This window comes from Arthrobacter sp. HY1533 (genome assembly GCF_027568515.1).
Taxonomy (GTDB): domain Bacteria; phylum Actinomycetota; class Actinomycetes; order Actinomycetales; family Micrococcaceae; genus Specibacter.
The window spans coordinates 80,023-102,140 of sequence record NZ_JANKZF010000009.1 but is presented as its reverse complement, the minus strand read 5'-3'; the positions used below and the strand labels follow the sequence as shown (position 1 = coordinate 102,140).

At 67.0% G+C, this 22,118-nt stretch carries 21 protein-coding genes; 14 read left to right on the top strand and 7 right to left on the bottom strand.

Going from position 1 to position 22,118, the window contains the following annotated elements:
• Positions 1-477 (bottom strand): WhiB family transcriptional regulator, encoded by a 477-nt coding sequence (locus PCK14_RS09330; protein WP_269938318.1) that lies wholly within the window; start codon positions 475-477, stop codon positions 1-3.
• A gap of 475 nt (positions 478-952) precedes the next feature.
• Here PCK14_RS09330 and PCK14_RS09325 point away from each other — a divergent pair, with 475 nt between their 5' ends.
• A complete protein-coding gene (locus PCK14_RS09325; protein WP_269938201.1) occupies positions 953-1,681 on the top strand; it encodes a TIGR03089 family protein in 729 nt (242 codons plus the stop codon).
• Here the strand turns inward: PCK14_RS09325 and PCK14_RS09320 are convergent.
• Positions 1,678-2,181, bottom strand: coding sequence for a GtrA family protein (locus tag PCK14_RS09320; protein WP_269938200.1), 504 nt, complete (start codon positions 2,179-2,181; stop codon positions 1,678-1,680). The genes PCK14_RS09325 and PCK14_RS09320 overlap by 4 nt on opposite strands.
• A 194-nt stretch (positions 2,182-2,375) precedes the next feature.
• On the opposite strand from PCK14_RS09320, the gene PCK14_RS09315 reads away from it, so the two are divergent.
• From PCK14_RS09315 to PCK14_RS09295, 5 genes are all read left to right on the top strand, one after another.
• Entirely contained in the window at positions 2,376-3,530 is a 1,155-nt protein-coding gene (locus PCK14_RS09315) for a 5-(carboxyamino)imidazole ribonucleotide synthase (protein ID WP_269938199.1), read from the top strand.
• 5 nt (positions 3,531-3,535) lie between these two features.
• Positions 3,536-4,102: a 5-(carboxyamino)imidazole ribonucleotide mutase gene (gene purE, locus PCK14_RS09310; RefSeq protein WP_269938198.1), complete on the top strand. Its 567-nt coding sequence runs from the start codon at positions 3,536-3,538 to the stop codon at positions 4,100-4,102.
• A gap of 10 nt (positions 4,103-4,112) precedes the next feature.
• A complete protein-coding gene (locus tag PCK14_RS09305; RefSeq protein ID WP_269938197.1) occupies positions 4,113-5,735 on the top strand; it encodes an LCP family protein in 1,623 nt (540 codons plus the stop codon).
• 79 nt (positions 5,736-5,814) lie between these two features.
• On the top strand, positions 5,815-7,095 hold the full coding sequence (gene manA / locus PCK14_RS09300) for a mannose-6-phosphate isomerase, class I (protein WP_269938196.1): 1,281 nt from the start codon (positions 5,815-5,817) through the stop codon (positions 7,093-7,095).
• A gap of 228 nt (positions 7,096-7,323) precedes the next feature.
• Positions 7,324-8,313, top strand: a complete 990-nt coding sequence (locus PCK14_RS09295; protein ID WP_269938195.1) for a DUF559 domain-containing protein — start codon at positions 7,324-7,326, stop codon at positions 8,311-8,313.
• A 65-nt stretch (positions 8,314-8,378) separates the two neighbouring features.
• Here the strand turns inward: PCK14_RS09295 and PCK14_RS09290 are convergent, their stop codons facing one another.
• Entirely contained in the window at positions 8,379-9,383 is a 1,005-nt protein-coding gene (locus PCK14_RS09290; protein ID WP_269938194.1) for a lipid II:glycine glycyltransferase FemX, read from the bottom strand.
• A gap of 87 nt (positions 9,384-9,470) precedes the next feature.
• Positions 9,471-10,508 (bottom strand): class II fructose-bisphosphatase, encoded by a 1,038-nt coding sequence (gene glpX / locus PCK14_RS09285; RefSeq protein WP_269938193.1) that lies wholly within the window; start codon positions 10,506-10,508, stop codon positions 9,471-9,473.
• Positions 10,509-10,685: 177 nt separating this feature from the next.
• On the opposite strand from glpX, the gene PCK14_RS09280 reads away from it, so the two are divergent.
• From PCK14_RS09280 to PCK14_RS09260, 5 genes are all read left to right on the top strand, one after another.
• On the top strand, positions 10,686-11,321 hold the full coding sequence (locus PCK14_RS09280) for a DUF4245 domain-containing protein (RefSeq protein ID WP_269938192.1): 636 nt from the start codon (positions 10,686-10,688) through the stop codon (positions 11,319-11,321).
• A complete protein-coding gene (locus PCK14_RS09275; protein ID WP_269938191.1) occupies positions 11,321-11,983 on the top strand; it encodes a carbonic anhydrase in 663 nt (220 codons plus the stop codon). Before PCK14_RS09280 ends, PCK14_RS09275 begins: the two co-directional genes overlap by 1 nt.
• Positions 11,984-12,027: 44 nt before the next feature.
• Positions 12,028-13,458 carry a class II fumarate hydratase gene (locus PCK14_RS09270; protein WP_269938190.1) on the top strand — a complete coding sequence of 477 codons (1,431 nt, stop codon included), beginning with the start codon at positions 12,028-12,030 and terminating at the stop codon, positions 13,456-13,458.
• A gap of 175 nt (positions 13,459-13,633) precedes the next feature.
• Positions 13,634-14,302 carry a TetR/AcrR family transcriptional regulator gene (locus PCK14_RS09265; protein WP_269938189.1) on the top strand — a complete coding sequence of 223 codons (669 nt, stop codon included), beginning with the start codon at positions 13,634-13,636 and terminating at the stop codon, positions 14,300-14,302.
• Positions 14,299-15,972, top strand: coding sequence for an MDR family MFS transporter (locus PCK14_RS09260; RefSeq protein WP_269938188.1), 1,674 nt, complete (start codon positions 14,299-14,301; stop codon positions 15,970-15,972). The genes PCK14_RS09265 and PCK14_RS09260 overlap by 4 nt, the downstream gene beginning before the upstream one ends.
• A 160-nt stretch (positions 15,973-16,132) precedes the next feature.
• Here PCK14_RS09260 and PCK14_RS09255 read toward each other — a convergent pair whose 3' ends face one another.
• Positions 16,133-16,603: an NUDIX hydrolase gene (locus PCK14_RS09255; RefSeq protein WP_269938187.1), complete on the bottom strand. Its 471-nt coding sequence runs from the start codon at positions 16,601-16,603 to the stop codon at positions 16,133-16,135.
• Between the two features lie 28 nt (positions 16,604-16,631).
• On the bottom strand, positions 16,632-18,122 hold the full coding sequence (locus PCK14_RS09250; RefSeq protein ID WP_269938186.1) for a CitMHS family transporter: 1,491 nt from the start codon (positions 18,120-18,122) through the stop codon (positions 16,632-16,634).
• 212 nt (positions 18,123-18,334) lie between these two features.
• Here PCK14_RS09250 and PCK14_RS09245 point away from each other — a divergent pair, with 212 nt between their 5' ends.
• Positions 18,335-20,116 carry a sensor histidine kinase gene (locus PCK14_RS09245; protein ID WP_269938185.1) on the top strand — a complete coding sequence of 594 codons (1,782 nt, stop codon included), beginning with the start codon at positions 18,335-18,337 and terminating at the stop codon, positions 20,114-20,116.
• On the top strand, positions 20,113-20,775 hold the full coding sequence (locus tag PCK14_RS09240) for a response regulator (protein ID WP_269938184.1): 663 nt from the start codon (positions 20,113-20,115) through the stop codon (positions 20,773-20,775). The genes PCK14_RS09245 and PCK14_RS09240 overlap by 4 nt, the downstream gene beginning before the upstream one ends.
• 8 nt (positions 20,776-20,783) lie before the next feature.
• Here the strand turns inward: PCK14_RS09240 and PCK14_RS09235 are convergent, their stop codons facing one another.
• Complete coding sequence (locus tag PCK14_RS09235; RefSeq protein WP_269938183.1) at positions 20,784-21,296, bottom strand: prepilin peptidase; 513 nt, start codon at positions 21,294-21,296, stop codon at positions 20,784-20,786.
• Between the two features lie 39 nt (positions 21,297-21,335).
• Between PCK14_RS09235 and PCK14_RS09230 the strand changes: the two genes are divergently transcribed.
• Entirely contained in the window at positions 21,336-22,088 is a 753-nt protein-coding gene (locus PCK14_RS09230) for a hypothetical protein (RefSeq protein ID WP_269938182.1), read from the top strand.
• The last annotated feature ends 30 nt before the right edge of the window (positions 22,089-22,118 follow it).

The window sequence follows — 22,118 nt, the reverse complement described above, 5'->3', positions numbered from 1 at the left end:
TTAGACCGCTCGCTTCCGCAGCCGCCGGCGTTCACGCTCGGACAGGCCGCCCCAGATTCCAAACCGCTCGTCATTGGCGAGAGCGTACTCAAGGCACTGAGCCTTGACGTTGCACGCACCGCAGACCTTTTTTGCATCCCGGGTGGACCCGCCCTTTTCGGGGAAGAACGCCTCGGGATCGGTCTGCGCGCACAGCGCATCAGTCTGCCAGCCTAGTTCACCTTCGTCGGAGAAATCATCAGGCGCGGTGCCCAGTCCAATCCAGATGGCCTGGCTGGTGCCTGTTTCAACGTCCTGGGGATGCAGTGCCGCAGGCTCGTCGTCCTGGTGCAATTCCAAAAATGCCGTTGCGGCGTCCTCCAGGGACTTGCGGCTTTCGCGTTCGTGGAACGCGGCGGCCCCGGGATCTGCCGGGTCCACATACCAGTCAGTGGGAACCCCACGTGAATGGTAGGCGGCGGCAGCCTGTGCCGCCATTGATTCTGTCCCCTGCGCTGCGCCCGGCGTGGATGCTGCTGCCGTTGCATTGCCCTGGACCTCTGTCACACTCAGACGCGCTTGCCCCATAACTGTCCTCCTGAATGTTGCCGCTGGCACTGACCCCGTGAACCGGGACCCCCATGTGCGGTTGCTGCAGTGCCGTTCGCGGCGGTTCGTGGGTCTAATTACATCCATGTAAGTCTCCCGCGTCAAGCGGCGCTGAATGATAACCAGTGCCGACCGGGAACATCCTGCACGCCACGCCCGGCAACTACATACCAATACAGCCGCCTATTTTCGCCATCGAAGCTCCTAAATCACCGGATTCCGCGTGGATCTGGGTGTTTCCTGAGAATTTGTGCATTGTTCAGACACATTCATGTAGCGGACGTCACATCACGGACCGCAATTGCTCCATTCGATGGACAGTGGTACCGGTGCGGCCCCGGAGCGGACGTGGAAAGATGGGCGCATGGACCAGCTCCCCAGCACCCCCGCAGAATTGTTCAATGCCTTCCGCACCCGCGAGGCCACCTCGCCGAGGCTGACCTGGTACGGGCCGGATTCCGAGCGCGTGGAATTCTCCGGCCGCGTCCTGGAGAACTGGGTGGCCAAGACCGCCAACTACCTGGTGGACGAGCTCGACGGCGAACCCGGCACTGTGGTTGCCGTCGACCTGCCGCTGCACTGGCGTTCGCTCGTGTGGCTGCTGGCCAGCTGGGGCGTGGGCGCAACGGCCGTGACGGGCGAGACCGCCGTGGGGGCTTCCGCCGACATCGTTGCCACCTCTGATCCGGCAGCAGCCTGGGAACGCGCGGCTGCGGCCAAGCCGGCCCCGCTGGTGGTTGCCGTGGCACTGCCGGCCCTGGCCATGCGGTGGATGGGCGAACTGCCGCCGCGCACCCTTGACTACTCCGGGGACGTCCGCTCGCATGCAGACGTTTTCTTCCCGGACGCAGAACCCTCCCCCGCCGACACGGCCTGGAGCCACGGCGGCAAGGACACGAGCTATGCGGAGCTGTTGGCCCAGGCGCCCGCGCCCGAAGCACCCCGGCGGATGCTGCTTGAGGTGCGTCACGGTTGGGACGCCGTCGTGCCCGTGGCACTGGCAACGTGGGCGGGCGGCGGCTCCGTGGTGCTGCTCGGTGAGGGCGTGGAAGCCAGCGAACACCTGCGCAGCACCGAAAACATCACCGGCTAGCGGCTGTGGTCGGCCTCGATGAGCTTGTGGTCCTGCTCAAAGCCGGGTTCGGCGTCGAGCTCATCGGTGAAGACCCAGAAGCGGTAGGCGAAGAAGCGGAAGACGGTGCCCAGGACCAGGCCCACCACGGAGCCTGAGATGAAGTCGGCCGTGGTGGATTCGAAGCCGAGCACCCAGTGGGAGATGTACACACACGCGGCGGCAATGCCCATGCCGACGCCGTTCATGACGATGAACAGCAGCACTTCGCGGAGCATGTTGGCCTGGCGGCGGTGGCGGAACGTCCAGTAGCGGTTGGCCAGCCAGGAGAAGATGGTGGCCACGGCGGCGGAGATGATCTTTGCCTTGGTCGGGTGCCCGCCCATGCTGCCGCCCAAAAGCCACAGGTAAATGCCGGTGTCAATGACGAAGGCAGCACCGCCCACGACGCCGAACTTGGCGACTTCACGCCAAAAAAGGCCCATCAGGCCCTTGATGCGGTCAACTGTTTTTTGGTACATGGTCCTCCGTCGGCGTCCGGCCAGAAACGGATGAATCACGCTGCAGGCTCTAGGAAATTCTAAGCCCTTTGGCGTCCCAGACCGCACGGGAACAGGCCCTGCACGCTGGGAATTGGCCCACACTTGCCGGTTAACAGCCGGTGAAGCAGGCCCAAAAGCCAAGAACCGGCGAGTCATTCGGTACTCTGGGGACTGTGACTTTTCCTGTAATCGGTGTGGTGGGCGGCGGACAGCTGGCCCGCATGATGGCCCCCGCAGCCGTGGCCCTTGGTTTTGAATTGCGTGTTTTGGCGGAAGCCCCCGATGTGTGTGCCGTGCCCGTGGTGGCCACGGCACCCGTGGGCGACTACAAGGACCTGGAGACACTGCGCAGCTTTGCCCGCGGCGTTGACGTCCTGACCTTCGACCACGAACACGTCCCGAACGGGCACCTGCAGGCGCTCATCGCCGAGGGCGTCAACGTCCAGCCGCGCCCGGACGCCCTGGTCAACGCCCAGGACAAGCTCGTGATGCGAGCGGCCATTGAGCGCCTGGGCCTGCCCAACCCGGCCTGGGCCGCTGTTTCCTCCCCGGCGGAAATTGCTGCCTTTGGCGACACCCACGGCTGGCCCGTGGTGTTGAAAATGCCGCGTGGCGGCTACGACGGCAAGGGTGTCAAGGTGCTGCGCTCCGCCGCCGACGCCGACGCCGCAGCCGACTGGTTTGAGGCCATGAGCCCGCTGCTCGTGGAGGAAATGGTCGCGTTCTCGCGTGAACTCTCCGCCCTCGTGGCCCGCACCCCCTCCGGCGAGGCGCGCGCCTGGCCCGTGGCCGAGTCCGTCCAGGTGGATGGCGTTTGCGACGAGGTCATCGCCCCGGCACCGGGCCTGCCGACCGAGGTCGAGGCTGCCGCCGAGGCCGCCGCCCTGCGGATCGCCAATGAACTCGGCGTCACAGGCGTCATGGCCGCCGAGCTCTTCGAGACCCCCGGACGCGCCCCCGGCTTCCTCATCAACGAGCTGGCCATGCGCCCGCACAACACGGGCCACTGGACCATGGACGGGTCGGTCACCGGCCAGTTCGAGCAGCACCTGCGCGCCGTCCTGGACCTGCCGCTGGGCGCCACGTCCGCGCTGGGCTCGATCGTGGTCATGAAGAACTTCCTGGGCGGCGCCAACCAGGACCTGTTCAGCGCCTACCCCGCCGCCCTGGCAGCCGAGCCCACCGCCAAGGTGCACAGCTACGGCAAGTCCGTGCGCCCGGGCCGCAAGATCGGCCACGTCAACGTGATCGGTTCCCCGAACGACGACGTCGCCGCCGTGCGCGCCCGCGCCACCACCGCGGCCAACATCATCAAAGACGGAGCATAAATCCTATGAACAGCACCACCCCGCTTGTCGGCATCGTCATGGGCTCGGACTCGGACTGGCCCGTCATGGAGCTGGCCGCCGCCGCCCTGAGCGAATTCGGCATCCCGTTTGAGACCGATGTTGTCTCCGCGCACCGCATGCCCACCGAGATGATTGCCTACGGCCAGAACGCTGCCGCCCGCGGCATCCGCGTCATCATTGCCGGGGCCGGCGGCGCCGCCCACCTGCCCGGCATGCTCGCCTCCGTCACCACGCTGCCCGTGGTGGGCGTGCCCGTGCCGCTGAAGACCCTGGACGGCATGGACTCCCTGCTGTCGATCGTGCAGATGCCCGCCGGCGTCCCCGTCGCCACCGTCTCGATCGGCGGGGCCCGCAACGCAGGACTGCTGGCCGTGCGCATGCTGGCCTCCGGCACCGACGAGCTGGCCGCCTCGCTTGCGGCCCAGCTGGCCGAATTTGCCCAGTCCCTGAACGACCAGGCCTCCGCCAAGGGTGCGGCGCTGCGCGCCGCCGCGGGGGCACAGTACCCGCTGGCCGTTGCCCGGCCCGGTTCCGGCCCGGCAGGGGCGTGATCCCAACAGCATGAGCTTCAGCAGCCCCAAGGTGTCCAGGGCCTCCAACCGCCCGCCAGTGTTGACCAACCCGGTCCGGTACCCCGAATCGGCGTCGGCCCCCGTGCGCTCAAAGCGGGCCTGGTTCCTTTTGCTGCTGACCCTCGTCCTGCCCGGTTCCGCCCAGGTGGTGGCCGGGAACAAGCGCCTTGGCCGGCTGGCCCTGCGCGTGACCTTCACGGTGTGGGCACTGGTGATTGCCGCCGTCGTGCTTGCCCTGGTGCAGCGCGAAACCCTGCTGAACCTGTTCACCAACCCCGTCACCTCGCTGCTGGTCATCGTGGCCATGGTGGCCGCCGCCGTGGGCTGGGCCGTCATGTTCCTGAACACGCTGCGCATCATCCGCCCGGGCCTGCTGGCGCCGGGCATGCGCGGCATGGTGGGCGGGGCGCTTGTGGTGCTCATGGTGCTGACCAGCGGCACATTGGGCTACGGGGCGTTCCTGATCAATTCCGGGCGCAACGCCATCACCTCCATCTTCCAGGCCGGCCCGGACATGAAGCCCGTGGATGGCCGCTACAACTTCCTGGTCATGGGCGGTGACGCCGGCGAGGACCGCAGCGGCCGGCGCCCTGACTCGATCATCGTGGTCAGCGTCGATGCCAAGACAGGCGCCGCCGCAACCATCAGCATCCCGCGCAACCTGCAGAACGCGCCGTTCTCCCCCAATTCGCCGCTGTGGGGCGTGTACCCCGACGGCTACAACTGCGGGGACGACTGCATCATCAACTTCCTGTACACGGACGTCACGAACAACCACCCGGGCCTGTACCCCGGTGCTCCCGACGTGGGGGCCGCGGCCATGATGGACGCCGCTGGCGGCATCCTGGGCCTGAAAATCCAGGGCTACGTCCTGGTGGACATGGCCGGCTTCTCCACGCTCATCGACGCCCTGGGCGGGGTCAAGGTCAACGTTGGCGGCTGGGTGCCCATCAGCGGCGACGACGTCAACGGCACCGGCGACCACCTGCCGCCCACGGGCTGGATCGCCCCCGGCGTGCAGACGCTGGATGGCTACCACGCGCTTTGGTACGCCCGCTCCCGGCAGTGGGTGCTGGAATACAACCGCAGCCAGCGCCAGCAGTGCATCCAGGCCGCCATGCTGGCCCAGATGGACCCGGCCACCGTGCTGACCAAGTTCAATGCCATTGCCGACGCCGGTTCCAAGGTCATTGAATCCGACCTGCCCGCCGGCCAGCTGGGCAGCTTTGTGTCCCTGGCGCTGAAATCCAAGGGCCACCCGCTTGCGCGCCTGACCATTGGCCCGCCGGACTTCCCCACGGAATTCTCCACCTACCCCGACTTCGATGCGGTGCACCAGCGCGTCAAGGCGCTGCTCAACCCGGCTCCTGCCGCACCGGCCGCGACCACCCCGGCCCCCGCCCCCGCGGACCCGGGCACAGGTGCCGCTCCGCAGGCTCCCGCACCCGAGGCACCAGCGGCACCGGTGCCGGCCCCGGAGGCACCCGCCGAGCAGACGCCGTCGGCCGGTCCGCAGATCACCGCGGACTACCTCCAGCAGCTCGCCATCAACGGCGACGACGCCATGCTCACAGCCCTTTTGGACAACAACGGGACGTGCTCCCCCGGATAGGCGCAACTGCCACCCGGCGGGGATTTTTATGGATAGGCTGGGATGCAAACCCGCTTGCCTGGACCAGGAGAATCCCCACATGTTTGCACTCACCAACGTCATGCGCGACTACCCCTGGGGGTCCAGCACCGCCATTGCCGAGCTGTTGGGCAAGGAACCCAGTGGCGGCCCCGAGGCGGAGCTGTGGATGGGCGCGCACCCGGACTCTCCCTCAGTCGCCGCGACGCCGGACGGCCCCATGCCGCTGGACCGCCTCATTGCCGAGCACCCGGAATCCACCCTGGGCAGTGGCGTGCATGCCGCGTTCGGGGCGAAACTGCCGTTCCTGGCCAAGCTGCTCGCCGCCGACAAGGCGCTGTCCCTGCAGGTGCACCCCACGCTGGAGCGCGCCCGCGAGCGGTTTGCCGACGAGGAAGCCGCCGGTGTCCCCCGCGACGCCGCGCACCGCAACTACAAGGATGCGAACCACAAGCCTGAGATGATCCTGGCCCTGACGCCGTTCGAGGCACTGTGCGGCTTCCGCCCGTGCGCGGAGTCGGCCGCACTGTTCCGGGCCGTGGGCACCGCCATTGCCGCCTCCGGTGCCGAGGTCCCCGCGCTGCTGGGCGCCGTGGAAATGGCGTTGAACTCCCGCATGGCAGAGCCCATGGTGGTGCGCCGCGCCTTTGAGGCTCTGCTGGGCGGCGGAGACGAAACCACTGCCCTCGTGGAGCTGGCCGCCTCGGCACTGGCCGATGGCGGCGCCGCCGTTGCTTCTGCAGCTTCAGGGCTGCCCGCCAACGCATTGTCGTCCCTGGAAACCGTGGTTGACCTTGCCGCGCAGTACCCGGGCGACGCCGGTGTGCTGGTCTCGCTGCTGCTGAACCGTGTCTCGCTGCAGCCGGGCGAATCAATCTACCTGCCGGCCGGCAACATCCACGCCTACCTGAAGGGCCTGGGCCTGGAGGTCATGGCGTCCTCGGACAACGTGATGCGCGGCGGCCTGACTGGCAAGCACGTTGACGTGCCGGAACTCCTGGAAACCGTTGACTTTGCCCCGAGCGGCGTGCCCGTGGTGCCCACCCGCACCACCGACCTTGACCAGCACATGTGGGAGCCGCCGTTCGCGGAATTCTCTCTGCAGCGCGTGGAAATCTCCGCGGATTCCGATCCCGTGCCCCTGGTGCAGAACGGGCCGCTGCTGGTCCTGGCAGTGTCCGGTTCCGTGCTGCTGGACTCCCCCCGTGGCGACATGGCCCTCTCCCGCGGCGGATCAGTGTTTGTCCCCGCCGCCGAGAACCCCGTCATGGTGCACCCGCACGTCGACGCGGCCCACTCCGACGGGCCCGCAGTGGTCTTCGCCGTGACGGTGGCCGGCTAACCGCTTCGGCCATCTCCTCGGGTCCAGCCCCTGGCAGCCTTGGGTACGCCGAGACCGCAGCACATGACGCTTTCACCATTCAATGCGTCATGAGCTGCGGACTCGCGTTGCGTTCACGGGCGGCACCGAACCCCCTGGACTGTGGATACTGAAAACTGTTGTCCACAGATTCGCCCAAAACAGCCAATCCCAGCCTCCGGGCGCCGCGAATCCTGCCCTAATGGAGGCATGAGAAGGCCCAAGCCGCTGCCACCACCCATCTCCGGGGTTCCCTTTGCGTTGGAGTCGGCCCTGCGGAACGGGGTTTCCGAGCGCCGCACCCGGGCATCTGATCTCTGGATCCCCAGCCGGGGCATCCGGGTGCCCCGGGACATTGAACCGGGACTCCTGGACTGTTGCCGGACGCTCGCGGAGGTGACACCGAATGGCGTCATAAGCCACCTGACCGCGGCCCGGATCCACGGCTTTTACCTTCCGGCCCGGTTGCAGCATGGCCCTTTCGATGTGGCGAGGCCTGCGGGCCAGGACTCTCCCCGCAGAAACGACGTCCGGGGACATGAGCTGGCCCTTGACCCCGCTGACGTGGTGGTCTGCGACGGCGTCCCTGCCACCTCCAAGCTCCGGACGCTGCTGGACATTGCCCCCGTGCTGACCGTAGACGAGCTGGTGGCGATCGCGGACCAGCTGGTGAGCGAACACCACCGTTCCTTTGGACGGCAGATCCACCCGTGGGTTCCCATGGACGAGCTCCGCGCCTACGTGGCCAAGCATTCCGGCAGCCGGGGAGTGCGAAAACTGCGGGCCGCCCTGGACCTGGCAAGGGTGGGCTCGGATTCCGCCCGCGAAACGATGCTGCGGCTCATCATTGTCCGCTCCCCGTTGCCGGACTTTGAACACAACGTGGAGATCCGGGACGCCGCCGGCAGGGGCAAGGTGGGGCCAGACCTGGCCAACGAGAAATACAGGACGTGTGCCGAGTATGACGGCCTGCACCATTTCACCGCGGCCCAGCAAGCCAAGGACCACGACAGGGACTACATCACCAGGTCCTTGGGTTGGCACCAAGTACTGATCAACAACGAAGACATCCGTGCGGGGGAACAAGTGGTCGTGACCAAGATTGCCCGGGCACTGAAGCTGGGCGGCTGGCCGGACCCGCAGAACCTTGCGGGACGCTCGATGGGTGGGCTCCTGAACACCCGCAAGGACTTCGACTGACGCCGAACCCGCAGCACTTGACGCTTAGACGTTTCAAAGCGTCAAGTGCTGCGGACTCGCGGAAGTCAGCGCTTGAGCAGGCCCTTGACCTTGCGCAGCGAGCGGCGGGCCAGCGGCAGCGCCTTGGCAAACACGGGGTACAGCGGGGACAGGCCCAGGTCCCAGGTTCCGGCCAGCATGTTCTCGTGGTCGGCAAAGCCGAACTTGAACTTGGAGACGCCGTCATTGAGCAGCCCATTGAAGTCGTAGCGCGTGATGCCGCGGGCCTTCATCTCACAGATGGCCAGCCACTTCAGCGAGAAGTTGGCACGCAGCACGCTGCCCTGCTCCGTCATGCCGCCATAAAGCTCAAACGCCGTGGACCCGCTGGCTGCCAGCCACAGGAACGAGACGAGCTTGTCGCCCTCGAACGCGCCGTAGATGGGCGAGGCAGTGCCAAGGTTCGCCAGGATGTCGGCGTAGTAGCCGTCCTGGTGGATGCCGAAATCGGCGCGCTCGGCGGTGTCCTTGTACACGGCCATGACCTGCGGAAGCTCGGCCGCAGTCACCGCGCGGTATTCCAGGGCCTCGCGGCTGGATTTGCGGATGTACTGGCGCGTCTTCTTGGACATGGCACCCAGCAGCTCATCCTCGCTGCGGGTCAAGTCCAGGATGAGCGTGCGAGGGATCAGGATTGTGGAGGCGCTGCGCGTCCAGCCCGTGGCCGGCAGGGTTGCCACGGCCACGGAGCCCTCGTCCCAGTCCGGCTCGGCGGTGAGCGCAACGGACTTGTGGGTGGTCTTCACATAGCGGCCGACGGCGTCCAGCACCTCGTTCTCCCGGCCCGCCTCTGCCTGGGGTCCCCTTGCGAGGTACGCCAGGGAGCGGAACGGGAAGGGCAGGGGGCGCAGCAGCAGCTGGGCCGAGCCCACCAGCCGGTCGCCGTCCTTCACGAGCACCCGGTCCACGCGCCAGTTGTGCGCGGCCTTCGTCTCGCCCCAGCCCCACAGCTGCATGGGATGCCCCTGCTGCGAATCAACGGCGGCATCCCACTCGTCACGGACATGGCAAGGCACAACACTCAAAGTCATGCTTCAACCCTACCGGCTGCCGGGTCTCGACAGGCTCGACCACCGGCGACAGACTCGACCACCGGGGACAGGCGGCCACCGGCGTACCTAGTTGCGGCGGGCGTACGTCTCCCACTTGGCTGCCTGGTGCTCGCCGTCCACGAAGCGGATGGTGCCGGACTTGGAGCGCATCACGATTGATTGGGTCATGACCCGGCCCTTGTCGTAGCGCACGCCGCGCAGCAAATCACCGTCGGTGATGCCGGTGGCGGCGAAGTAGCAGTTGTCGCTCGTGACGAGGTCGTTGGTGGACAGCACGCGGTCAAGGTCGTGCCCGGCGTCGATCGCCTTCTGCTTTTCCTCATCGGAGGTGGGCCAGAGACGGCCCTGGATGACGCCGCCCAGTGTCTTGATGGCGCAGGCCGCGACAATGCCCTCGGGCGTGCCGCCGATGCCCATGAGCGCGTCCACGCCGGTGCCGGAGCGGGCGGCGGCAATGGCGCCGGCCACGTCGCCGTCGAGAATGATCTTGGTGCGGGCGCCGGCCTCGCGGATTTCGCCGATGAGCTTGGTGTGGCGGTCGCGGTCCAGGACCATGACGGTGAGCTGGTTGACCTTCACGCCCTTGGCCTTGGCGATGAGGTGCAGGTTCTGCTTGACGGGCAGGCGCAGGTCGACCATGTCGGCGGCCTCGGGGCCCGTGACGAGCTTTTCCATGTAGAACACTGCGGAAGGGTCGAACATGGTGCCGCGTTCGGCCACGGCCAGCACGGCCAGGGCGTTGTTGATGCCCATGGCGGTCAGGCGGGTGCCGTCGATCGGGTCAACGGCAACGTCGCACTCGGGGCCGGAGCCGTCGCCCACAACCTCGCCGTTGAACAGCATGGGGGCTTCATCCTTTTCGCCCTCGCCAATGACAACCACGCCGTTGAAGTGGACGGTGGAAAGGAGGGAGCGCATGGCGTCAACGGCCGCGCCGTCGGCCAGGTTTTTCTCGCCGAAACCTACCCAGTGGCCGCCGGCAATGGCCGCGGCTTCCGTGACACGCACCAGCTCAAGGGCCAGGTTGCGGTCCGGCTCACTGTCGCCCACGGCGAGAGAGCGCGACAATTGCGAATAGTCAGCTTGTGATGCTTTTTCAGCCACGTAAAAACCCCATTGTTCGGGTAGGCGCAGAATTTGTGGTGCGCGACGGTGCGCAGCCTGCCGTGTTATTGCCTACAGGGCCAATCATAGGCGACCCGGCGGCACGGGCCACCGTGAGCTGCGCCACGTCCGGGCCCCGATGGCGGCTTGGCCTCCGGGATCTGGGAAGATGGGAGGGTGAGTGAATCCAGTTCCACCCCTCCCGTCAAGCCCGTCATTGCCGCCGGGGCGGCCAAGCGCGCCAACGCCTCCGTGATCGGCATGCTGCTGGCCATGTTCTCCACCGTGGCCATTGTGGTGACCATCGTGTGGCTGAACCCCGAGCCCAAGGCCGATGCCTACCGCCACACTGTGGACGTTGCCGCCGTGGCCGGCCACGCAGCCGACACGGCCGGCTTTGACCCCGTAGCGCCCATGCCCAAGGGCTGGTCGGCCAACTATGCGCGCTGGAACCCGGCTGGCGCCGACGGCGTGGCGTTCTGGGACGTTGGCTACGTAACCTCAAGCAACACTTTCATTGCGCTGCGCCAGTCCATCACCGCCAATCCCACCTGGATTTCGGACCAGGCGCATGACGCCCCCGTGACGGGCACCCGCACCGTGGACGGCCACGAGTGGGAACTCCGTGATAGACCTAAGGGTGACCGCAGCCTGGTGCTCACCAGCGGCGACACCACCATTGTTTTGACCGGTGCCGCCGACTTCAAGGATTTTGACGTCCTTGCCACCGAATCCACCAGGCACCTTGACGCCGGGAACGGCGCGGGGGAAGCAAGCACCGGGCCAAGCAGCACAGCGAAGGACAGCAAATAATGAGCGGTGAAGAAGACAGCAGCAGCACCGGCGTGGTCGTGGACTTGCCCAGCTCCCCTCCCGAGGCCTGGGCGAAGCTCATGGAGGGCAATGCCCGCTTTGTCGAGGGCACCTCATCCCACCCGAACCAGGATTCCGCCCGACGCACCTCGCTGATGTCGGCCCAGAACCCGTTCGTCATGATCTTTGGCTGCTCCGACTCGCGCCTGGCCGCCGAGATCATCTTTGACCTGGGCTTGGGCGACGCCTTCGTGGTCCGCACCGCCGGACACGTCCTGGACAACACCGCACTGGGCTCGCTCGAGTACGGCGTGGAGTACCTGAAGGTGCCGCTCATCGTTGTCCTGGGGCACGACAACTGCGGCGCCGTGACCGCCACCAAGGGCGCAGTGGCCACCGGCGAGATGCCGGCCGGTTTTGTCCGGGACCTCGTGGAACGCATCACTCCGTCAGTGCTGGCCAGCCTGCGCAAGGACAAGGACAGCGACGTCAACGCCATGGTGGAGGAGCACGTCAAGCAGACGGCCGCGCGCCTGGTGGAAAACTCCCCCATCATCGCCGACGCCGTGGCCCGCCAGCGCACCGCCGTGGTGGGCCTGACCTACCGTCTCTCCGACGGCAGCGCCGACCTCGTCTACAGCAACGGCTCCCTGGGACGCTGACCCGCGGTTTTTAGCTGCAGGGGCCGCGGCGATATGGTGTAGGCATGACTGAAACTGCCGCGGCCTCCGCACAAGAATTCCGCATTGAACACGACACCATGGGCGAGGTCCGGGTTCCGGCCAACGCCCTGTACAGCGCGCAGACCCAGCGCGCCGTTGAAAACTTCCCGATTTCCGGCATGACGCTGGAAACGGCCCACATTGCAGCGCTGGCCCGCATCAAGAAGGCCGCCGCCACCACGAACGCCGAACTGGGTGTGCTCGACGCTGAGCTGGCCCGCGCAATCGAGGGTGCAGCCGACCAGGTTGCCGCAGGCTCGTTCGACGGCGACTTCCCGATTGACGTGTTCCAGACCGGTTCCGGCACGTCCTCCAACATGAACATGAACGAGGTCCTGGCGACCCTGGCGAACCGCGCCCTGGTGGCTGCCGGCTCCGAAAAGGTGGTCCACCCCAACGACCACGTCAACGCCTCGCAGTCCTCCAACGACGTGTTCCCCACCTCCGTCCACGTTGCAGCCACCTCGGCCCTGATCAACGACCTCGTCCCCGCACTGGCCCACCTGGCCGAGTCGCTGGAGCGCAAGGAAGCCGAATTCGCCACCGTTGTGAAGTCCGGCCGCACCCACTTGATGGATGCCACCCCCGTCACGCTCGGCCAGGAATTTGGCGGCTACGCAGCCCAGATCCGCTACGGCATTGAGCGCGTCGAGTCCGCACTCCCCCGCGTGGCCGAGGTCCCCTTGGGCGGCACCGCTGTTGGCACGGGCATCAACACCCCCGCCGGCTTCCCGCAGCGCGTGATCGCACTGCTCGCCGCCGACACCGGCCTGCCGCTGACCGAGGCCCGCAACCACTTCGAGGCCCAGGCCAACCGCGACGGCCTCATCGAGGCATCCGGCCAGCTGCGCAACATCGCCTACTCCATCATGAAGATCAACAACGATCTGCGCTGGTTGGGCTCCGGCCCCAACACGGGCCTGGGCGAAATCAACATCCCCGACCTGCAGCCCGGCTCCTCGATCATGCCCGGCAAGGTCAACCCTGTCATCTGCGAGGCCGCCATCATGGTTGCCGCACAGGTCATCGGCAACGACACCACGATTGCCCTGTCCTCCACCAACGGCGCGTTTGAGCTGAACGTGGGCATCCCGGTCATGGCCTCGAACCTGCTGCAGTCCATCCGCCTGCTGGCCAACACCTCCCGCGTCATGGCCGACAAGATGATCGACGGCCTGACCGCAAACGTGGAGCGCGCCCGCTTCCTGGCCGAGGCTTCCCCGTCCATCGTCACGCCGCTGAACAAGTACATCGGCTACGAGAACGCCGCGAAGATCGCCAAGCACGCCATCAAGGAAGGCCTCACCATCCGTGAAGCCGTCCTGGCCCTGGGCTTCGTTGACCGCGGCGAACTGACCATGGAGCAGCTGGATTCGGGCCTGGACGTCATGGCCATGACTGTCGCACCCAAGTAACACCAGCAAGAATGCCCGGGCCTCGACAGGCACGACCACCGGTGGCCGAGCCTGTCGAGGCCCGGGCATTCCGCTTTAACAGCCTTCCGCGACCACCCGCGGAGGTGCCTTATGTGATTAATTCCACTCCCAAAACATTTTGCACTTTGGGATACATAGTGCAAACTTTTACTTTGTGACTGAGAGTGCAAATTTCTGCCGGCCCCAGGGGCTGCGTGCCCGCAAGCGTGAGGCAACCCGTTCCGCCATTACCGCGCGGGCCCGGGTGCTCACGGCCGAGCAGGGCCTGAACGGCTTCACGATCGAGCAGCTGTGCGAGGACGTGGGGGTCTCGCGCCGCACCTTTTTCAACTACTTTCCGTCCAAGGAAGATGCCATCATCGGCCACCTGCTGGACGAGTTCCCGGCCGAGGCCATGGCAGCGTTCCTCGCCGGCGCGGAGGGTGCCGAGCGCGGCCCCGCCGGTGTGACCACCACCCTGCTGGAGGACCTGTTCAGGCTCACCTGCGCCATGGCGGAGCAAATGAACTTCACCCGCGAGCACATCCACCAGCTCATCGCGGCCATGAAGAAGGAGCCGGCCGTCATGATGAAAATGATGGGCAGCGCCCACGAGCGCGAGCGCGAGTTCGCCGACCTCATTGCCCAGCGTGAGCAGCTTGCCGCCGATGATCCCGTGGCCCTCATGGCGGCGGCACTCTTTGGCACTTGTTCACAACGCGCCAGCAAGGCCTTCTTCTCCGAGGACAACATCGCCGGCTACCCCGAGCTGCTGGCGGCAAACCTGCGCACGGCCCAACAACTTTTCACCTTTTCGCACATGACCTTCGAAGGGACATCATGAGTACCGCACTCAAGGCAGGCGAACCGCTCCTGCTGACCCAAAAGAGGATCTGGATCATCTTCTCCGCGCTGATCGCCGGAATGCTGCTCTCGAGCCTCGACCAAACCATTGTCTCCACCGCCATGCCCACCATCGTGGGAAAGCTCGGCGGCGTGGAGCACCAGACCTGGATCACCACGGCCTACCTGTTGGCCACCACCATCGTGATGCCCATCTACGGCAAGTTCGGTGACGTGCTGGGCCGCCGGAACTTGTTCCTGGCCGCCATTGCCATCTTTACGCTCGCCTCCATTGGCTGCGCGTTCGCCACTGACTTCTGGGGCTTCGTGATCTTCCGCGCCATCCAGGGCCTGGGCGGCGGCGGCTTAATGATCCTCTCGCAGGCCATCATCGCCGACATTGTTCCCGCCAAGGACCGCGGCAAGTACATGGGCCCGCTGGGCGCCATCTTCGGCCTTGCCGCCGTTGCCGGCCCGCTGCTGGGCGGTTACTTTGTTGACCACCTGACGTGGGAATGGGCTTTCTACATCAACATCCCCATCGGCATTGCCGCCTTCATCATCGCCTTCTTCACCCTGACGCTGCCCTCCAAGAAGGCCGAGAAGAAGATCGACATCATGGGCGTGGTCTTCCTGTCCATCGCCACCACCTGCCTGATCTTCTTCACCGACTTTGGCGGCAAGACCGACGGCTGGACCTCCATGGTCACCTGGACCTGGGGTGCGGGCCTGATCGCCGCGGTTGCACTGTTCATCTTCACCGAGAGCCGCGCCGCAGACCCGATCATCCCGCTGAGCCTGTTCAAGAACCCGATCTTCCTGAACTCCACAGCGATCGGCTTTGTGCTGGGCATGGGCATGTTCGCCGCCCTGGCGTTCGTTCCCACGTTCCTGCAGATGTCCTCCGGGACCTCCGCCGCCGAGTCCGGCCTGCTCATGCTGCCCATGATGGTGGGCCTGATGGGCACGTCCATCTGGTCAGGTATCCGCATGACCAAGACCGGCAAGTACAAGGCGTTTCCCATTGCCGGTTCCATCCTGACCATCATTGCCATGCTGTGGATGACAACCCTGTCCGCCGAAACCCCCATCTGGGTCATCTGCGCCCAGCTGTTTGTGTTCGGTGCCGGCCTGGGCCTGATCATGCAGATCGTTGTGATTGTTGTGCAGAACTCGGTTCCGCCGGCGCAGCTGGGAACCGCAACCAGCACCAACAACTACTTCCGCGAAGTGGGTTCGGCCCTGGGTGTGGCCGTGTTCGGTGCCATGTTCACCACCCGCCTGGCCGAGTCCCTCAAGGACGTCTTCACAGCCGGCGGCGCCACCCCCGAGCAGGCCGGCAGTGCCATGTCTTCCCTGGACCCGCAGGCGCTGCACCAGCTCCCGCAGGCCATCCAGGACGGCATCATCAACGCCTACGCCAACTCGCTGGCACCGGTGTTCTGGTACCTCATCCCGTTCATGGTCATTGCCCTGGTGTTGGCCATCTTCATGAAGGTCATCCCGCTCTCTGACACCTCCGGCATGGTGGCCCGCGGCGAGGCCGTGGGCGGCGAGGAGGCCGAGCGCCTCGAGGCCGAGCGAGCTGCGGGCAAGACCGCCGCGGCCGCCCCCGTGGCCGAAGGTACGGACACGCTCCTTGCCACGAAGGACACCCCGGACCAGCCGTAAGGTTCGCAAGAAAGGCGCGTGCCGCCGTCGTACTGATTTCATGTACGACGGCGGCACGCGCCTTTTGCGTTGGGCGGACCGACGCCACTCCTCGAGTCAGCAGCTGTGGCTGTATTGGCGCTCCGAGTACAGCCATAGCTGCTGACTCGAAGAGGCAACGCTAGTGCTGGAAGCCGGCCTCACCGTTGTACGCGAGGGCGCGCTGGATACATTCGAGGTGGCCGGGGCGCAGCGGCGGCAACTCGTCGATGGCGAACCAGCCCACAGCGAGGGATTCGTCGTCGTTCACGCGGGCCGTGCCGCTCACGTGGCGGGCAATGAACTCCACATTCAGGAAGTCGCAGACATCGCCGTTGGGGAACGTCACAGGTCCCACGGCATAGACGCCCAGCAGATGCTCGATCCTGGCCACCACGGCCGTCTCCTCGAAGATTTCGCGCAGCAGGCCGGGCCCGGGCTCCTCCCCCGGCTCCAGGATGCCGGTGATGAGCGCCCAGCCGCCGGTGTCGGAGCGTTCACCCAGCAGCACGCGTCCGGCGTCGTCCACCACCACGCCGCGTACGCCGGGCAGCCACAGGGGGTCGTGGCCGATCTTTTCACGGAGCTTGAGAATGAATTCCGGTGATCCCATGGTGCCAGCCTAGCGTCAGGACACCGGATCAGCCGAAGGGGATGACGCCGATGCCGATGGCCACGGCCAGCATCACGAGCGACACCACGAGTGCTCGCCAGAGGACCTTCTTGTGGTGGTCGCCCAGGTCCACGCGGGACAGCGAGACCAGCAGCAGGATGGCCGGCACCAGGGGGCTCTGCATGTGGACGGGCTGGCCGGCGATGGAGGCCCGGGCCATGGCCGCCGGGTCGATGCCGAAGTGGGCCGCGGTCTCGCTGAGCACGGGCAGCACGCCGAAGTAGAAGGCGTCGTTGCTCATGAAGAACGTCATGGGGATGCTCAGCAGTCCTGTGATGACTGCCATGTAGGGGCCCATGGAGGTGGGGATGACGCTGACCAGCCAGGCCGCCATGGCATCCACCATGCCGGTGCCGCTCAGCACGCCGGTCAGGACGGCCGCAGCCATGACCATGGAGACCACGGCCACGATGCTGCCGGCGTGGGACACCAGCGCCTTGGCCTGGTCCTTGACCCTGGGGAAGTTGACCACCAGGGCAATCGCGGAGCCCACCATGAACACGTACGGCAGGGGCAGGATGTCCATGACCAAGACCACCATGAGCGTCACTGTCAGGGCCAGGTTGAACCAGAACAACTTGGGCCGCAGCGTGTCCCGGTTGGGGTCCAACTGCGAGTCGGCCAGCGAGGTGTTGACCGCCGCCGCATCCTGGTTCGCCACGGCGAGGACCTGGGCGTCGAAGCGTTCCTGCGCTGCAGAGCGCGGCTTCTCCACGGTCAGCAGGGTGGTGGTGCCTGCGGAACCCTTTCCGCCCGTCGCATTGCCGGCCGCAGCCTTGCTGCCGCTGCCGCCTTCCGGGCTGCCGGCGTCGTGCGTGGAATTGCCGCTCCACAGGCTGCCGGCCAGGGCCAGGCGGCGGCGTTCGCGGATGCCAAGGTGCCAGGCGAAGAAGAAGATGACGATCATGCCGGCGATGAGCGAGGGGATCATGGGGACAAACACCTCGCTGGGTGTGACCTTCAGCGCTGCGGCGGCGCGGGCGGTGGGGCCGCCCCACGGCAGGATGTTCATGGTGCCGTTGGCCAGGCCGGCCACGCACGTCAGGACCACAGGGCTCATGCCCAGGCGCAGGTAGATGGGCAGCATGGCCGCCGTGGTCAGGATGAAGGTGGTGGAGCCGTCGCCGTCCAGGGACACGACGGCGGCCAGCACTGCCGTGCCCACAACCACCTTGGCGGGGTCGTTGCCGAGCGTGCGCAGGATGAGCTTGACCAGTGGGTCGAACAGGCCAACATCGATCATCATGCCGAAGAAGACAATTGCGAACATGAGCAGTGCGGCCGTTGAGGTCAGGCTCTTCATCGAGTCCATGACCATGTCGCCAATGCCCAGACCGGCGCCGGCGAACAGGCCGAAGATGGTGGGGACTACGATGAGCGCCACGACGGGCGTCAATTTCTTTGTCATGATGAGCGCCATGAACACCGCTATCATGGCGAATCCGAGGATTACCAACATGTGAACTCCTTTGTACAACGGCCGCAGTCGTGGCCCTACCGATGAACTTATAGTGATCTGGATCACGGGCCGGGTTTAGTCCACTTGACCCAAGTACTGCCCGTTGAATACGTTTAGCCCATAAAACCCACCGTTTTCGCGGCGGGACATTGCCCCGGCCCATGGCCAACCGGGCGCCCCGGCCGCAGGGCCGGAAGCAGAGGAGACCTTCGTTGAAGCAGGCACGTTCCGGCCCCAGGCTGCGCTTCGCCACCCGCGTGCTGCTGCTGCAGTTGGCCGTGGTGGCGGCCGTGGTCCTCATCTCCGCCGGAACCTTTGCCGCGCTCACGTACCAGTGGCTCGGCGAACAGGCCGAGGCCCGCGCCCTGTCCGTGGCGCGCACGGTGGCTTCCTCCGAGGACGTGCGGCATGAGACGGCGGCGCTGGCTGCCGGGCCCGAATCGGCGCTGACCCCGGCGAGCCTCGCCGGCGGCCCGCTGCAGCAGTATGCGGAAGCCGTCCGGGTCCGCACCGATGCCCTGTATGTCCTGGTGACCGACGACGCCGGGCTGCGGCTGGCGCACCCGAACCCGGCCCTGCTGGGGCAAATGGTGTCGACCGATCCCTCGGTGGCGCTGGGCGGGGGCGAAGTGACGTCCCAGGAGCACGGGACCCTGGGGCGCTCGGTGCGGGCCAAGGTGCCGGTTTTTGCACCGGGGTCCGACTCAGTTGTGGTCGGTGAGGTGGGCGTGGGCTTCTCCACCGACGACCTCCTGGCCGGGCTGCTGCGCAACCTGCCTCCCGTTGCCCTGGTTGCCGGGCTGTCGCTGGCCCTCGGCGCACTTGCCTCGGCCATCATGGGCGCCCGGCTGCGCAAGCTCACGCTGGGGCTGGAACCGGAGGAGATCTCCGGGCTGGCACAGGACCAGGAGGCTGTGCTGCGCGGAGTGGACGAAGGCGTCATCGGCGTGTCCGAGGCAGGAACCATCACCGTCTTCAACGACGGCGCCCGGCGGCTGCTGGCCCCCGAATCCAAGGGCGCTTTTGGCGGGCTGCCGCTCGCCACGAGCGGGCTGCCCGCGTTTCTTGCCGACGCCGCCGCTGCGGCCGGTGCCTCCAGTGATTCCCCTGGTTCCCGCGCGTCCGGTGCCTCAGGCGACGGGTACGGGCCGGCCGAGCATGTGCTCGACGGACGGGTGGTCATTGTGACGGCCCGCCCCGTGCGGCTCGGCGCCAGCGGCCGCGGCCTGGGCCGGGTCATCATGGTTCGGGACCGCACCGAGGTGCAGGCACTGACCCGCCAGCTCGACGCCGTCAACGCACTGGGCACAGCACTGCGGGCGCAGCGGCACGAGTTCGCCAACCGGCTCCACACCGTTGCAGGCCTGCTGGACATTGGCCGGCCCACCGAGGCCCGCGGCTACATCGGGGAGATCATGGCAGGAGGCCCGCTGCAGTACCCGGCCAGGGATCTTGCCCTGCTCACGGATCCATACCTTGAGGCTTTCATTGGCGCCAAGAGCATCGAGGCCCATGAGCGCGGCGTGGAGGTCCGGATCGGCGCCGAAACCCTGGTCCGCGGGCACATCACCGACCCCCAGGATGTCACGGCGGTGCTGGGCAACCTCATGGACAACGCCATCAGCGCCGCCGTGGCCGGGGCATCGGAGAACAAGTGGGTCGAGGTGGAACTGCTCGACGAGCTCACCGGCTCCGGCGGCACCCTGCACCTGGTGGTGGCCGATTCCGGCGACGGCCTGCAGGTCCCATCCCCCGGCTCCCAGGCGAGCGAGGCGATCTTCGCAGCCGGCTACTCAACCGCTCCCAGCCCCGGCGGCCCCGACGTTGCCTCCGGCCAGGGCGTGGGCCTGGCACTCATCCGGCACCTGGCCCGCCGCCGCGGCGGGGACGTGTGGGTGGCCGACGACGGTTCACCCCAAACCCACGGCGCCGTCTTCTGCGCCCGTCTTCCCGGCGTCCTGGCGCCCCTGCACACTTCCAAGGAGAACCCGTGACCGGTGATTTCAGCGTCCTGATCGTTGAGGACGACTTCCATGTGGGGCGGCTGCACGCCGGCTTTGTCGACGCCGTTCCGGGCTTCCGGGCCCTGCCGCCTGCGCCGACGGCCGCCCAGGGCCTGAAGGTCATCGACGCCGAACGGCCGGACCTGGTCCTGCTGGATGTCTACCTGCCGGATGCGTCCGGCCTGGACCTGCTGCGGCGCATCGACGCTGACGCCATGATGCTCAGCGCCGCATCGGACCCCGAAACGGTGCGCATGGCACTGCGCCACGGCGCCCTGGCCTACCTCATCAAGCCCTTCGCCGCAGGGCTGCTGGAATCGCGGCTGCGTGGCTACGCCAGGTACCGGCGGCTGCTGGCGGAGACCGGAAGCCTGGGCCAGGACCGCCTCGAGACGGCCTGGCAGGCACTGCATCCCGGCGCCGCGGCCGCGGGGCCCAAGGCTGCCTCTGCCACGGAGTCGGCGGTCCTGGCCGCCCTGGCCGCGCGGGAGGGCCAGTCGACAGCGGAGGTGGCGTCCGCCGTCGGAATTTCCCGGACCACGGCCCAGCGCTACCTGTCCTCCCTGGCGGACGACGGCGCCGTCGCCATCTCGCTGAAGTACGGCGCCACGGGGCGGCCGGAGCACCGCTACAGCGTGGCGCCGCAGTAGGGCCACGGTCAGGCGGCGGGCAGCAACAGCATGGTGCCGAGGGCGCCGGCAAGCATGGCCGGACCAAACGGGATGGCCGACTTGGCGGTGCCGCGGCGGCTGGCAATTAGCACGATGCCCCACAGCCCGCCGGCCACAAAGCCGCCCGCGGCGCCCAGCAGGACGTGCTGCCAGCCCAGGTATCCCAGGAACAGGCCCAGCACTCCGGCCAGCCTGACGTCGCCAAAACCCATGCCAGACGGGTAGACCGCCCATAGCAGCCAATACAGACCGGCCATGGAGAGGGCCCCGCCGGCGGCATTGAGCGCATGGAGCGGGGTGCCGCCCGCGAGCGCGGCGGCCAGCAGCAGGGATCCGGCGATGGGGTAGGCCGGCAGGACCAGGCGCCGGGGCAGGGTGTGGGTGCGGATGTCAATGATGCTCAACTGCACGGCCAGCCAGAGCAGGTACAGGCAGGCGGCCAGGGCGCAGGACAGCGCCACCGCGCTGGCGTCCCACAGATCCAGAAGGCGTGCCACCATAGCGTGATGCTACTCCCTGGGCGGGTCTATGCTGTGGCTATGAGCGCCGCATCCTTCCCCATCGACTCCTTCAGGCACCTGTGCCGCTCTTCCCCATGGCGCTGGCAGAGCGTCAGGTTTGAGCTGCACCGGATGGTTCCGGGGCCTGCGGCGGCCGATCCCCCGCTGAACTGCTGGGTGCGGCGCCCCGGCGCCCTGCGCGTGGAAACCCAGGAAGGGGCCCTGCTGGCCAGCACCACCCACATCAACGAGTCCCGGGATTCCCTGTTCATCAGCGGCAGCCGCAAGCCGTGGCTATTGCAGCCCGCCCTGGTCAACCCCGTGAAGGACGGGGACGGCTTTGTGGTCCGCCGCCCCGAAGCACTCTATGGCGAGCCCTCCTACGGCTCCGGCCGGGCGGCCGCCGCCCTGGACCCCGTGGAACTGGCGGGCGACCGCCCCGTGCCGCTGGAGGCGCCCTTTGCCAATGTGGCCGAGATTGAGGACATCACCAGCGTGATGCACCATGGCCGGTCCGCCGTGCAGGCGGTGCTGAGCCCCAACCCCAGCTACCGGCCCGTGTTTGCCGACGCCCCGTTGCTGTTCCTCGGGCGCACCATCGTGCGCATAGACCTTGGGACGGGCATCTGCGTGGCCTCGCAATCCCTGGACGGGGACACAGCAGGCACAGGGCACTCCATGGTGCTTCTGGGCCTTGATGAGTACATGCTTGACGATCTCTTTGAGGAGGTCAGCATGGGCCTGACCGACGTGCGGGCCCACATCCCGTGGGAGCTGGGCCCCAACGCCTGAACCTGCCCGCCGAGATCGCAGCTGATGCCG

Bases quoted from the DNA above. Each gene is read 5' to 3' on its own strand.
- PCK14_RS09330 (WP_269938318.1), bottom strand. From the start codon at position 477: ATGGCGGCACAGGCTGCCGCCGCCTACCATTCACGTGGGGTTCCCACT.
- PCK14_RS09325 (WP_269938201.1), top strand. From the start codon at position 953: ATGGACCAGCTCCCCAGCACCCCCGCAGAATTGTTCAATGCCTTCCGC.
- PCK14_RS09320 (WP_269938200.1), bottom strand. From the start codon at position 2,181: ATGTACCAAAAAACAGTTGACCGCATCAAGGGCCTGATGGGCCTTTTT.
- purE (WP_269938198.1), top strand. From the start codon at position 3,536: ATGAACAGCACCACCCCGCTTGTCGGCATCGTCATGGGCTCGGACTCG.
- PCK14_RS09305 (WP_269938197.1), top strand. From the start codon at position 4,113: ATGAGCTTCAGCAGCCCCAAGGTGTCCAGGGCCTCCAACCGCCCGCCA.
- manA (WP_269938196.1), top strand. From the start codon at position 5,815: ATGTTTGCACTCACCAACGTCATGCGCGACTACCCCTGGGGGTCCAGC.
- PCK14_RS09295 (WP_269938195.1), top strand. From the start codon at position 7,324: ATGAGAAGGCCCAAGCCGCTGCCACCACCCATCTCCGGGGTTCCCTTT.
- PCK14_RS09290 (WP_269938194.1), bottom strand. From the start codon at position 9,383: ATGACTTTGAGTGTTGTGCCTTGCCATGTCCGTGACGAGTGGGATGCC.
- PCK14_RS09275 (WP_269938191.1), top strand. From the start codon at position 11,321: ATGAGCGGTGAAGAAGACAGCAGCAGCACCGGCGTGGTCGTGGACTTG.
- PCK14_RS09270 (WP_269938190.1), top strand. From the start codon at position 12,028: ATGACTGAAACTGCCGCGGCCTCCGCACAAGAATTCCGCATTGAACAC.
- PCK14_RS09260 (WP_269938188.1), top strand. From the start codon at position 14,299: ATGAGTACCGCACTCAAGGCAGGCGAACCGCTCCTGCTGACCCAAAAG.
- PCK14_RS09255 (WP_269938187.1), bottom strand. From the start codon at position 16,603: ATGGGATCACCGGAATTCATTCTCAAGCTCCGTGAAAAGATCGGCCAC.
- PCK14_RS09250 (WP_269938186.1), bottom strand. From the start codon at position 18,122: ATGTTGGTAATCCTCGGATTCGCCATGATAGCGGTGTTCATGGCGCTC.
- PCK14_RS09235 (WP_269938183.1), bottom strand. From the start codon at position 21,296: ATGGTGGCACGCCTTCTGGATCTGTGGGACGCCAGCGCGGTGGCGCTG.
- PCK14_RS09230 (WP_269938182.1), top strand. From the start codon at position 21,336: ATGAGCGCCGCATCCTTCCCCATCGACTCCTTCAGGCACCTGTGCCGC.